Raw genomic sequence first — 12,437 nt, forward strand, 5'->3', positions numbered from 1 at the left:
CAATTCCCGAATCGCACCCATTATGCGACAAGGCAATATGAGCACGCTTCATTCGATCCGCCTTGCTGCCCCGCTGGGCCTGGCCGCTGCGCTGTTTTCAGCGCCGCAGGGCAATGCGCAGGTGGGAGTGCCGGTGGTCCAGCCGGCGCCGGCAGCATCGCCGCAGCCTGATGCCGGTTTTGCCGATTATCTGCAGCTGGTGGGAGCGCGGGCGCGCGGCGAAGGAGTTCGGCAGGTCACGATTGATGCGATGACTTCCGGGTTGACCTATAATCCCAAAGTGGTTTCGCTTGATCGGGCACAGCCGGGCAGCAATCCCAATTCGCCGCCAGCGTTCTGGGCCTATTACCGCAGCCACGTTGATGCCGCGCGGATCAATGGCGGGCGAAATGCGCTGGCCAGCAATACCGCGATAATACCGGGGATCGAAGCCAAGTACGGTGTTCCAGCCAAGGTTTTGGTCGCAATCTGGGGACATGAAACGTTTTACGGCAAGGTCAAAGGTAACTTTGATCTGGCCCGGTCTTTGGCAACGCTGGCCTATGACGGGCGCCGCCGCGCGCTGTTTGAAGGCGAATTCATTGCCCTTTTGAAGATGGCAGATCGCGGGGTGCCGCGCAGCAAGATGATCGGCAGCTGGGCCGGGGCGTTTGGCAATCCGCAGTTTCTGCCCAGTATGTACCTGCGCCTGGCCCGCGATGGTGATGGCGATGGATTTGCAGATATCTGGCACAGCAATGCCGATACGCTGGCCTCTATCGCCAACTATTTCGACGACGCCGGGTGGCGCACTGGGGAACCATGGGGCGTGCGGGTCAGCGCTCCGGCCGGGCTTGACCGCAGCCTGCTGACCGAGCGGCTCGAAGCGCCCAGCTGCCCGCGGGTCCACGCCCGCCATTCGGTCTGGAAAACGGTTGGGGAATGGAAAGCGCTGGGTATTTCCCCGCGTGCAGCGATTGCCGATTCAACCATGGCCGTGCTGTTTGAACCCGATGGCCCTGAAAATGGTTCATTCCTGTTAACCGGGAATTATCGGGTGATCCTGCATTATAACTGCTCGAACTACTACGCACTGTCCGTGGGGTTGCTTGCAGATGAAATTTCGCGTTGAAAAAATCCTGCCGCTTGCGGCGCTGACTGTTTTGGCCGCCTGCGGGGGTGTTGGATCCGGCGTGAATTCCGCGCCGCAAGCTCCGATGTCCACCACCGGGCCTGCTGGTGATTATCCGGTTGTGATTGGCCCGGCCTATTCTGTCGGCGGTGTAACCTACAGCCCCAGCGATATGATGAACTACGATGTGGTTGGCCGTGCCGTGCTTGGTGATGAAGGCGGGGCCAGCGTGACCGCTGCCCATCACACCTTGCCGCTACCCAGCTATATCGAAGTAACCGAACTTTCGACCGGCAAGACAATCCTTGTCCGGGTTGAGCGCCGTGGGCCGATGAACAGCAATTCGGTGATCGAGCTTTCCCCAGGTGCCGCAGCGCAATTGGGGCTTGTCGGCCGGCCGCAAGCCGCGGTGCGGGTTCGCCGGGTCAATCCGGTTGAGCCCGATCGCGCCATCCTGCGCGCTGGCCAGGCGGCGCCGGCCCGGATGGACACGCCCAAATCCTTGCTGACGGTTTTGCAGCGCAAGCTGGATCTGCAGGAAGGGGTCACGCGTCCTTCGCCCGAAGCAACACCGGCACCATCGCCAAGCCCAGCGCCGGTCATATCGACCAAACCCAAACCCAAGCCGGTTCCGGTTGCTCCGCCAAAGCCAAAGCCAGCCCCCGCGCCGGCCCCGGTTGTCAAGCCCCGTCCAACGCCTGCACCAGCACCGGCACCGGCTGCGGCACGGGGTAACTTCTTCGTCCAGGTTGGGGCTTTCTCAAGCCAGGCCAATGCTAAATCGGCAGCAGCAAAGATTGGCGGATCGCTGATCCAGTCAGGAAACCTCTGGCGGGTTCGGATGGGGCCGTATGCCACCGAAGCCCAAGCCAAGGCCGCCTTGGCCAAAGCCCGCGCGGCTGGTTATAAAGACGCCCGAATCCAAAGCGCAAAGTAGCCCGGTTGGCTCCCTTGCGCCGGCGGCGTGGGGGGCAAGGCGTGAAAACCAGACTGTTGGCTTTGCTGTGCCTGCTGGTTCTGCCAGGTCTGGCTGCGGCGATGGCATTGGCGATTGACCTCCCGCACAATGCCGCCAATCTTCCATCGGCATCGCAGGCTCCTGTTGCGCTGCTGGCAGATCTCAGCGCCGGACAGGTCCTTTTCGCGCGCGAAGCCGACAAGCGATTTCTGCCCGCATCCATGACCAAGGCGATGACTGCGCTGGTCGCGTTTGATCTGATAAAGGCGAAAAAGCTGCACGAAGATACCGTGGTTATGGTCCGGCCTGAAACGGCAAATCGCTGGGCAGGGAAGGGCACATCGCTGAACTTGCGGCCGGGCGAACGGGTCAAGATCGGCGATCTGTTGATGGGCACTACCACGGTTTCGGCCAACGATGCAGCGGTTGCCCTGGCCGAAGCCGCCAGCGGATCGGTTGAGGCATTCGCTGCACACATGAATACCCGTGCCGCCGCATTGGGAATGAAGGGCAGCCATTTCAGCAATCCCAGCGGCTTTCCCGATCGCGGGCAAACCTATGTTACTGCCAACGATATGGTTCGGCTGGCGACCGCTCTCATCACACAGCACCCCGCGCTTTATGCGAAGTATTTTGGCAAAAGATCGATGCAGTGGCGCGGCGGGCAATACAACAGCCACGATCCCTTTGCAGGTGTGCTTCTCGGCGCTGACGGGATAAAGACCGGCCATACATTTGAAGCAGGCTTCAACTTCCTTGGCGCGGTGGAGCGCGATGGGCGCAGGCTGGTGCTGGTGATAGGTGGATCACCAACTGAACCTGGCCGCGCAGCTGCCGCCAAGGCCCTGGCCGAATGGGGCTATTCGGCATGGCAAAGCTATGCGTTCCTTCCGGCTGGAACGGTGATCGGCGAAGCGAAAGTGCAAGGCGGGAACCAACGCCGCGTCCCGCTGATTGTGCCGCGCGCCTTCGCACTGTCGGTGCCCAAAGGCCAACAACCCAAAGTGACCGGACGGATTGTCTATTCCGGACCACTGAAGGCACCCTTTGAAGGCGGGACCCCGCTGGCCACGCTCGAACTGACAATACCCGGGCAACCCGTTCATAGCCTGCCGCTGGTCAGTCTCAACGCCGTCAGCCCCGCAGGACCAATCGACAGGATCGTCAATGCCCTGCTAGGGCTGTTTGAATGACGCGAGGAAAATTCATAGCATTCGAAGGTGGGGAGGGGGCTGGCAAGAGCACCCAGGCCAGGCTTCTGGCGCAGGCGCTTGAAGCGCGCGGAATAGCTTGTGAAATCACCCGTGAACCTGGTGGTACACCCGGGGCCGAGGCTATCCGTGCGCTGCTTCTGGGCACCGCGGGGGATGGCTGGCATCCGCGCGCGGAAGCCTTGCTGTTCGCTGCCGCGCGGTCTGATCATGTCGAACGAAGGATCTTGCCTGCGCTTGAAGCGGGAAAGTGGGTTATCTGCGATCGGTTTGTTGATTCAAGCCGGGCCTATCAGGGCGGAGCAGGGGGGCTGGGCGATGCAGATATTATGGCGCTGCACCAGGTTGGCAGCTGCGGGCTGCTGCCGGATATGGCAATCCTGATCGAGGTATCTCCTGCAATCGCCGCTGCGCGGGCGGCAGCAAGAGACGGTGATGCGGCTGACCGGATTGGAGGGCGAGGCGAAGCTTACCACGCCCGGGTTGCTGCTGCGTTCGCCCGGTTGGCAGAACAGCAACCCATGCGGTTTGCGCGGATCGATGGCAACGCATCCCAGGAACTCGTTTCGCAGGCTGTACTGGCTGCGATTGGCTCGCTGCGGTGACTCAGCTTTACGGCCACGACGAAGCCTGGCGCCAATGGCGCGCGGCGCTGGGATCGGCGCGGATGCACCACGCCTGGCTGCTGGTTGGCCCCAAGGGTCAGGGCAAAGGGCTGTTCGCGCGGGCCGCCGCGGCAGAACTTGTGGCCGAACCGGGCGTTTCCCAACCCCCATTGGCAATGCACCCCGATGTGCTGATCCCCGAGCATCCACCCGAAAACAAGGAAGAGGCCAAAAAGCGGGAAGATGGCGGGGACTATCGCCGCAAACGATCAATCCCGATCGACGAGATTCGCTTGGTCCAGCACCGCCTGACAACGCGCCCAACATTGGGCAGCCGCCGCGCGGTGATCCTTGATCCGGCCGATGATCTGGAAAAAGCTGCGGCCAACGCGCTGCTTAAAAGCTTGGAAGAACCGCCGATCGGCACGTTCTTCCTGCTTGTTACGCACCGTCCGGGCAGGCTTTTGGCGACAATTCGATCGCGCTGCCGGATGCTTCGATTTGCTCCGCTTAGCGACACCAATGTGGATCAGGTGCTTTGCCGCGATGCCCCCCAAGCTGATGCCGCCGCCCGCGCCGCTGCCGTTGCCGCGGCCAAGGGTTCACCCGGCGCGGCGCTGGGCTTCGTCGAACAGAAACTGGGCAAACTGCACGCACTGATGCTGCAACTGGTGAGCCATGGCGATGAGCATTTCGCGCTGCGCGGTGCTTTTGCCGAGGAACTGGGCGCGCGGCCCGATCGCGAACGGCAACTGGCCGCGATCGATCTGGCCTGCAGCGTCGTGTCTGCCGGGCTTGGTCATAACCGCCACCGCGATGCCGTGGCGATCGCCGCACATGGTGAACTGGTCAAGCTGGCCGGTCAGCTCCCCACCTACAACTTTGATCCCGGCCTGGTCGCCATGGAAATCGGAGCCTTGCTGGCTTCGCTCGCCATGCCTAGAGAGGCGGCTTGATCCCGTTTTTTGAAAGTCAGTGCCCGGCCATGGCCGAACCATTCTATATCACCACCGCAATTTCCTATCCCAATGGGAAGCCCCACATAGGCCACGCCTATGAGGCGATCGCCGCTGATGTAATCGCGCGCCATCAACGCATGCAGGGCCGCGATGTTCGGTTTCAGACCGGAACCGATGAGCACGGCCTGAAAATGGCGCAAAAAGCCCGTGAGCGGAACCAGACGCCAAAGGAACTGGCTGATGAAATGGCGCAGTATTTCATTGATATGTGCGATGGATTGAACATCTCGTATGATGTTTTTATGCGCACCACCGAAGCACGCCACCATGCTGCCAGTCAGGAACTGTGGCGCAGGATGGAAGCCAAAGGCGATCTCTATCTTGATCGCTATGAAGGTTGGTATTCGGTCCGCGACGAGGCCTATTATGATGAAAGTGAGCTGGTAGCAGGGGAAGGGGGTGAGAAGCTTTCTCCTCAAGGCACCCCGGTTGAATGGACTGTTGAGGAATCCTGGTTCTTCCGCCTGTCAAACTACGCCGAGCCGCTGCTCAAGCTGTACAATGATCAGCCCGATTTCATTCGTCCCGAAAGCCGCCGCAACGAAATCATGCGCTTTGTTGAAGGCGGCCTGCGCGATCTTTCTGTTTCGCGAACCAGTTTCGATTGGGGCGTCAAAGTGCCGGGCAGCGAAAAGCACGTGATGTATGTGTGGGTAGATGCGCTCACCAACTATCTCACCGGGCTGGGTTTTCCGGCTGAGGATGGTGATTTTGCGAGATACTGGCCGGCCGACCTGCACCTGATCGGCAAGGATATCACCCGGTTCCACGCGATCTATTGGCCGGCCTTTTTGTGGAGCGCCGGGATCGCTGTTCCAAACCACGTATTCAGCCACGGCTTCCTGCTCAACCGCGGGCTGAAGGAATCCAAATCGCTGGGTAACGTTACCGATCCGATGGATCTGTCGGGTACATTTGGCGTAGACGTTCTGCGCTATTTCCTGATGCGCGAAGTGGCATTCGGGCAAGACGGTAGCTATTCCCCTGAAGCAATTGTGATGCGCGGGAATACAGAGCTTGGGAATGCATTCGGCAATCTCGCCCAACGAACGCTAAGCTTTATCGCCAAGAACCTTGAATGGCTGCCGCAGATCCGTGGACACGATACAGCTGATAGCGCATTGTTCGATGCTGTTGGAACGGCTGTCCAGCGAACAATTCCTGCGGCGTTTGATGATCTGGCGTTGCAGCAGGGGATTGATGCCTGGCTGCAGGCCGTGTTCGCCTGTAATGCTTATATCGATGAGCAAGCCCCGTGGACCCTGCGCAAGACAGACCCAGAGCGAATGGAAACCGTGCTCGCCACGCTGTACATCTGCATCGCCCAGCTTGCCGTGGGAATCCGGGCGGTGGTGCCGGCCAAAGCCGATGCTCTGCTTGATCTGATGGGGATCGCGGCAGAATACCGCAGCTATGCAGGCATCGGCCAGCATTGGTATTCGCCGCTGGCCGAAGGTGATTTCAAACTTGCTGCGCCCAGCCCGCTGTTCCCGCGGCTGGAACTGGCAGACGCAGGCGCCGCCTGATGCTGATCGATTCACACTGCCACCTTGAATACAAGGGACTGGTAGAGGATCAGCAAGGCGTGCTGGCGCGGGCACGCGAAGCCGGGGTGGGGGGCTTCCTCTCAATCTCAACCCGCCAGCGCGAATGGGCTCAGGTGATAGCCACCGCATCGCGCGAATCCGATGTCTGGGCCTCGGTCGGGATCCACCCGCATGAGGCCGATGGCCACGCCGATCTGGGCGAAGGTGCCCTGCTGGCGGCCGCGGCGCATCCCCGCGTGATCGCGATTGGAGAGACAGGGCTGGATTACTATTACGATCAATCAGACCGCGAGACGCAGCGAGCCTTGTTTCGGCGTCATATATCCGTTGCGCGCGAAACCGGATTGCCGTTGATAATCCATACCCGCGATGCCGAAGACGATACTGCCAGGATCCTGGCCGAAGAGATTGAGAAGGGCGCATTCCCGGCACTGATTCACTGTTTTACCGCTTCGGCTGATTTCGCCAGAAAAGTGCTGGATCTAGGCCTGACAGTTTCACTCTCTGGAATTGTAACTTTCAAAAATGCCAAAGACTTGCAGGCCATAGCGGGGCAATTGCCAGAAGATCGGATACTGGTTGAAACCGATGCTCCATTTCTGGCACCAATCCCGCATCGCGGCCGGGTTTGTGAGCCCGCCTTTACCGTCGATACTGCACGGTTCGTGGCCGGATTGCGTGGTGTTTCACCAGAACAATTGGCCGAAACCACAACCCGCAATTTTACGCGGCTATTTACCAAGGCCGCGCTGTGAAGCTGCTCGTGTTGGGCAGCGGTACATCAACCGGCGTTCCGCGGGTTGGCCGCGATTGGGGATCATGCGATCCCGACGAGCCGAGAAATCGTCGCTCACGGGTGTCCATCATGGTTGAAAATGCGGCTGGAGCCCGGCTACTGGTAGATACTTCAACCGACCTCAGGATGCAGCTTCTCGATAACGATATTGATCGGATCGATGCGGTCTTCTGGACTCATGAACACGCCGACCATGTCCATGGGATCGATGATCTTCGGGTTATGCGATATGGCCGCAGTGGCGGAATTCCGGGGTTTGCCCATAGCGAGATTGCCCGAATTCTGCGTGGCCGCTTCGGCTATGTCTTTGCCGGCCAGCATGGATATCCGACACTTGTTGAACTCGATACGCTCGATCGGATGCGAATGTGCGCCGGAATTGGCGTCCGGCACTGCCAGATGCCGCATGGCCCAAGTGAGACGACTGCTTACCGGTTCGATTGTGACGATAAATCAATCGGCTATGCGACAGATTTCAGCCAGATTACCCGCGCAATGATCGATCTGTTTTATGGCGTTGATGTGCTGGTTGTCGATTGCCTGCGCCGCGATCCGCATCCAACCCATGCGCATCTGGCGATGTCGCTTGAATTGATCGAGGCCACGCGGGCCAGGCAAGGCGTGCTGAGCCATCTCGACAAATCGATGGATTATGCCACGCTGTCCGGCGAAGTGCCGGCGCATGTGCTGGTTGGCTATGATGGGCTGGAGGTTGCGGCATGACGTCGGCGGCCGGAGTTGTAATGCTGATTGCATCGCTGGGCTGGCTTGCGATTAATTGGCGATCGCACCGATCCAGCGCGGCGCAAGCAGGTTGGTCTGGTCAGACGCAATTGCAGATGGCCTTTGTGTGGTTGATTGTAATTGCCGGCTTGACTGTTCTGGTTCAGCGTTTTGGCTCGTAAGTGTGACCTGTGTGCAATCTGATTTAACATAATATATATTATCATTCCAATATGACTGGTCCGGCTATACCCCCGCTTGAACGTCTCCTCACGATAATGGCACGGCTGCGCGATCCGCTACACGGCTGTGAATGGGATCGTGCACAAAACTTTTCCACGATCGCACCCTATACGATTGAGGAAGCTTACGAAGTAGCAGATGCAATTGAGCGCGATGACATGCCGGCGCTGAAGGACGAGCTTGGCGATCTGTTGCTGCAGGTCGTGTTCCATGCCCGGATCGCAGAAGAAGCCGGCCTGTTCAATTTTGACGATATTGCCGAAGCGATCTCAGCGAAAATGGAATCGCGCCATCCGCACATCTTTGGTGACCAGACTGGCCATGATCAAAGCCGCGAGGATCGCTGGGAAAGGCTAAAGGCCGATGAGCGCCTGGCCAAAGGCGCCACCAGCGGGCTGGACGGTGTCGCTTTGGCTCTTCCCGCACTAATGCGCGCTGAAAAACTCCAAAAGCGTGCTGCCAGGCAAGGGTTCGATTGGCCCGATACCAAGGGCCCGGCGGCAAAGCTGGCTGAGGAGATCGAAGAACTGGCCGAGGCGAAAACGCAGGCCCATCGCACCGAAGAAGCTGGCGACCTGCTTTTCGCTGCGGTCAATGTTGCACGCAGTTACGCAGTTTCCCCTGAAGAAGCGCTGCGGCTGGCCAACCTGAAATTCGAACGCCGTTACAGGGCGATGGAAGCACTGGCGGCGCAGCGTGGCCAGGATTTTGCCGCCCTGTCACTCGATCAGCAAGAAGCGCTGTGGCAAGCGGTGAAGCAATCAGAGCCGCGAAAAGCGTCCTAATTCACGCGGATCAAGCCGCACTTCCAGGCGGCGGAGCGGACCGCGTTCATCCTCTCCGGCATCGGCCTCGTCCATTACCTCACCGTGGGCATGCAGCCAGGCAAGCCGCTGCCCGTCACCAAGCGGCAAGACGAAGCTGTGAAGCCGCGCACCTTGAGTAAGCAGTTTGCTAACCGCCTCCAGCAATCTGTCGCAGCCCTCCCCGGTCAAAGCCGAAACCGGAATGATCGGCTCACCGGGCCGCGCGGCCACCTGTTCGGCAAGTTCGCCTGCACGCTCTGCATCAAGCAGATCCCACTTGTTCCATGCCTCAACTATCGGAACCGTGGGCACACCGCCTTCATCTTCAATCAGGCCCAGCTCGCCCAGGATTTCCAGCACCATGCTTTTCTGGGCGGCACTATCACCGCTGGCGATATCGCGGACATGAACAATCACGTCGGCAGCGGTTACTTCCTCAAGCGTCGCCCGGAATGCCGCAACAAGCTGCGTCGGCAAATCGGAAATAAAGCCAACCGTGTCTGAAAGAATTGCCTTGTCCAGCCCGGGCAAACGGATTCGCCGCATCGTGGGGTCAAGCGTAGCGAACAGCAAATCTTCCGCCATCACATCGGCGCCGGTCAACCGATTGAACAATGTGCTTTTGCCCGCGTTGGTATAGCCAACCAGCGCAATCACCGGCCACGGCGCTTTCTCTCGGCGGCTGCGATGCAGGCCGCGAGTGCGCCGGACCTGATCAAGCTCGCGCCGTAATTTGGCCATCCGGTCACGGATCAGGCGACGATCGGCCTCAATCTGGGTTTCGCCGGGGCCACCAAGAAACCCAAAGCCGCCGCGCTGGCGCTCAAGGTGGGTCCAGCTGCGAACAAGGCGGCCGGCCTGATAATCAAGGTGGGCCAATTCCACCTGCAATCGGCCTTCGGCCGTCGCTGCGCGTTCTCCGAAAATTTCAAGGATCAACCCGGTTCGGTCGATCACCTTGCGCTTAAGTTTCTCTTCAAGGTTGCGCTGCTGGATCGCGGTTAGCGCGCCATCGACGATGACCAACCCGGCGTCTTCCATGTTGCAGGCCACATCGATATTCTGGATCTGGCCTTCGCCAAACAGAGTGGCTGCGCGGGCCTCGCGGATCGGGATCGCGATGGCATCTACCACGACCAGACCAATAGCCAGCGCCAGCCCCTTCGCCTCCTCAAGCCGCGCGGCCTGATCGATGCCCGGTCCCCCGCGAGAGCGGAACTCTGGGTAAACGATCACAACCCGCGCACCGCGGGTTACTTCGCCATCGGTTTGTTCACCAAAGATCAGGCGTCGTCGCCTTCTTCGGCTTCGCCGGTCAGATCGACCGGGGTGAGCGGTTGAATGGTCGAAACTGCATGCTTGTAGGCAAGCTGAACATAGCCATCACGCTCAAGCAGCATGCAGAACAGGTCATAGGCAGCAACGCGGCCCTGCAGCATCACGCCATTGACCAGAAACATGGTGACCTGGACCCCGGCCTGGCGAACGCTGGAAAGAAACACTTCCTGCAGCAGCCTAACCTTCTTGCCCCCTTCCCCGCTGGTACCGAACAGATCGGCATCAATCGGCTGGCTGGGCATGATTGTAGAGATAGCATGCTTGTAAACCAGCTGGCTTTGGCCATCGCGGCGCAGCAGGATCGAGAAATTGTCAAACCAGGTAACAATTCCCTGCAACTTGACGCCCTTGACCAGGAACATGGTCACCGGGGTCTTGTTCTTGCGCAGAAGATTGAGAAACTGATCCTGAAGGTTCTGGCCCTTGGCGCTGCCAGTGATCGGGGTGACAGCTGCGATTTCAGCTGGCTCAGCGGCTTCGTCCTTTTCCGGGCGGGCGCGCGCAGTCAGGGTTTTCGAGGACATCATTGGCTCCTTCTTGTTGGCGAAGACTTGTTGTCTCCGCTTGCTGGCCGATCCTGTTGCGCAGAAAGGCCGGTAGTAAGTTTTGCAATTCTAGCGAACGTTGGCCTCTTGTGTAAACGCAAAATGCGCCTTTTTTGTTACACGTCGATATCGTCATCCATTTCGTCGTCGCGGCGCTCGGCCATTCCCAGCAGCTTGAGCTTGCGATGAAGCGCTGATCGTTCCATCCCGATAAAGCTGGCCGTGCGCGAAATATTGCCCGAAAACCGCCGAATCTGGACCCGCAGATACTCACGTTCAAAATTCTCGCGGGCTTCGCGCAGTGGAACCCCCATCAAGGATGGCAAGCCATTGCCATTGCCAACCCGGCCTGAAAGAATTTCGGCCGGCAGCATATCAGCCTCGATCATCGCGATCCGCTCACGCGGGGTCAGGATGATTGTCCGTTCAACCACATTGCGCAGTTGCCGCACATTTCCGGGCCATTCATAGCTTTGCAGCGCGGCCAGCGCCTCTGCGCTGATTTCGGGCGGTGGAATACCCTGATCGGCTGCGAAGCGGGCAAAGAAGTGATCGACCAGCATTGGAATATCATCGCGGCGCTCTGCCAGTGAAGGGATTGCCAGCGGCACTACGTTGAGCCGATAAAACAGATCCTCGCGGAACCGGCGTTCGGCAATCTCACGTTCCAGATCCCGCGATGTTGAAGATACAACGCGGACATCAACCCGGATCTGGCGGCTGCCGCCAACCCGGACAATCGATTGCTCGGTCAGGACCCGCAAGATCCGCGCCTGGGTGGACAGCGGCATGTCAGCCACTTCATCGAAGAACAGCGTACCGCCATCCGCCATTTCAAGCAGTCCTGCCCGGATCAGCTTGCCTCCCGATTCCTCGCCAAACAATTCCTGTTCAAACCGCTCTGGCGTGATCCTGGCCGAATTGACGATAATGAACGCGGCATGCGCGCGTGCGCTCCAGCTGTGGAGCAACCTGGCCGCCACTTCCTTGCCCGATCCCGCCGGGCCGCTGATCAGCAAACGGCTGCCGGTGCTGGCAACACGCTTGATTGTCGCGCGGACCTGATTGACCGCGTTTGAATTGCCGGTGAATTCGTCGGCCGTGACAAAGCCTTCACGCAACCGGGCATTCTCACGTCGCAATCGCTCGGTCTCGGTCGCGCGGGCGACCAGCAGCAACAATCGTTCCGCTTCAAACGGCTTTTCGATGAAGTCCAGCGCGCCACGCCCGATTGCCGAAACCGCGGTATCGATATTGCCGTGGCCTGAGAAGATGATCACCGGCAGCTCTGGTTCGCGGCTTTTGATCGCGTCTAGCACCTCAAGCCCATCCATCGGACTGCCGTGAAGCCATACGTCCAGCAGGACCAGGCTTGGGCGGCGCTCATCGATCATTTCGAGCGCGGTCGTGCTGTCACCCGCTGTCCGGCAATCGTAGCCTTCGTCGGACAACACGCCCGCGACCAGGTCACGAATGTCGCGTTCATCGTCAACAATCAGGATCTCAAGCGCCATTTCCAACTTCCTCAATCACAG

12 protein-coding genes are annotated in these 12,437 nt (G+C 59.5%); 9 read left to right on the top strand and 3 right to left on the bottom strand.

Features of this window, described 5'->3' with window-relative positions; translation table 11 throughout:
* Positions 1 to 37: 37 nt before the first annotated feature.
* From ABL914_RS00475 to mazG, 9 genes are all read left to right on the top strand, one after another.
* Entirely contained in the window at positions 38 to 1,111 is a 1,074-nt protein-coding gene (locus tag ABL914_RS00475; protein ID WP_391561174.1) for a lytic transglycosylase domain-containing protein, read from the top strand.
* On the top strand, positions 1,095 to 2,048 hold the full coding sequence (locus ABL914_RS00480; RefSeq protein ID WP_391561175.1) for an SPOR domain-containing protein: 954 nt from the start codon (positions 1,095 to 1,097) through the stop codon (positions 2,046 to 2,048). Before ABL914_RS00475 ends, ABL914_RS00480 begins: the two co-directional genes overlap by 17 nt.
* Before the next feature lie 41 nt (positions 2,049 to 2,089).
* Complete coding sequence (locus tag ABL914_RS00485) at positions 2,090 to 3,262, top strand: D-alanyl-D-alanine carboxypeptidase family protein (RefSeq protein ID WP_391561176.1); 1,173 nt, start codon at positions 2,090 to 2,092, stop codon at positions 3,260 to 3,262.
* Positions 3,259 to 3,885: a dTMP kinase gene (gene tmk / locus ABL914_RS00490; RefSeq protein WP_391561177.1), complete on the top strand. Its 627-nt coding sequence runs from the start codon at positions 3,259 to 3,261 to the stop codon at positions 3,883 to 3,885. Before ABL914_RS00485 ends, tmk begins: the two co-directional genes overlap by 4 nt.
* Positions 3,882 to 4,841, top strand: a complete 960-nt coding sequence (locus ABL914_RS00495; protein ID WP_391561178.1) for an AAA family ATPase — start codon at positions 3,882 to 3,884, stop codon at positions 4,839 to 4,841. The genes tmk and ABL914_RS00495 overlap by 4 nt, the downstream gene beginning before the upstream one ends.
* 29 nt (positions 4,842 to 4,870) lie before the next feature.
* Entirely contained in the window at positions 4,871 to 6,430 is a 1,560-nt protein-coding gene (gene metG / locus ABL914_RS00500; RefSeq protein WP_391561179.1) for a methionine--tRNA ligase, read from the top strand.
* On the top strand, positions 6,430 to 7,206 hold the full coding sequence (locus tag ABL914_RS00505; protein WP_391561180.1) for a TatD family hydrolase: 777 nt from the start codon (positions 6,430 to 6,432) through the stop codon (positions 7,204 to 7,206). Before metG ends, ABL914_RS00505 begins: the two co-directional genes overlap by 1 nt.
* A complete protein-coding gene (locus tag ABL914_RS00510; RefSeq protein WP_391561181.1) occupies positions 7,203 to 7,970 on the top strand; it encodes an MBL fold metallo-hydrolase in 768 nt (255 codons plus the stop codon). Before ABL914_RS00505 ends, ABL914_RS00510 begins: the two co-directional genes overlap by 4 nt.
* 233 nt (positions 7,971 to 8,203) lie before the next feature.
* Complete coding sequence (gene mazG / locus ABL914_RS00515; RefSeq protein WP_391561182.1) at positions 8,204 to 8,998, top strand: nucleoside triphosphate pyrophosphohydrolase; 795 nt, start codon at positions 8,204 to 8,206, stop codon at positions 8,996 to 8,998.
* On the opposite strand, the gene hflX is transcribed toward mazG, so the two are convergent.
* The 3 genes from hflX to ABL914_RS00530 all read right to left on the bottom strand — a co-directional run bounded on the left by hflX (position 8,975) and on the right by ABL914_RS00530 (position 12,416).
* The gene (gene hflX / locus ABL914_RS00520; protein ID WP_391561183.1) at positions 8,975 to 10,255 is read right to left on the bottom strand and encodes a GTPase HflX; all 1,281 of its coding nucleotides are present in this window, start codon (positions 10,253 to 10,255) and stop codon (positions 8,975 to 8,977) included. The genes mazG and hflX overlap by 24 nt on opposite strands.
* A gap of 47 nt (positions 10,256 to 10,302) precedes the next feature.
* Positions 10,303 to 10,881: an RNA chaperone Hfq gene (gene hfq / locus ABL914_RS00525; RefSeq protein WP_391561184.1), complete on the bottom strand. Its 579-nt coding sequence runs from the start codon at positions 10,879 to 10,881 to the stop codon at positions 10,303 to 10,305.
* 137 nt (positions 10,882 to 11,018) lie between these two features.
* On the bottom strand, positions 11,019 to 12,416 hold the full coding sequence (locus ABL914_RS00530) for a sigma-54-dependent transcriptional regulator (RefSeq protein ID WP_391561185.1): 1,398 nt from the start codon (positions 12,414 to 12,416) through the stop codon (positions 11,019 to 11,021).
* Positions 12,417 to 12,437 lie beyond the last annotated feature (21 nt).

Origin of the sequence: Novosphingobium sp., from assembly GCF_040079535.1 — a bacterium.
Taxonomy (GTDB): Bacteria; Pseudomonadota; Alphaproteobacteria; order Sphingomonadales; family Sphingomonadaceae; genus Novosphingobium.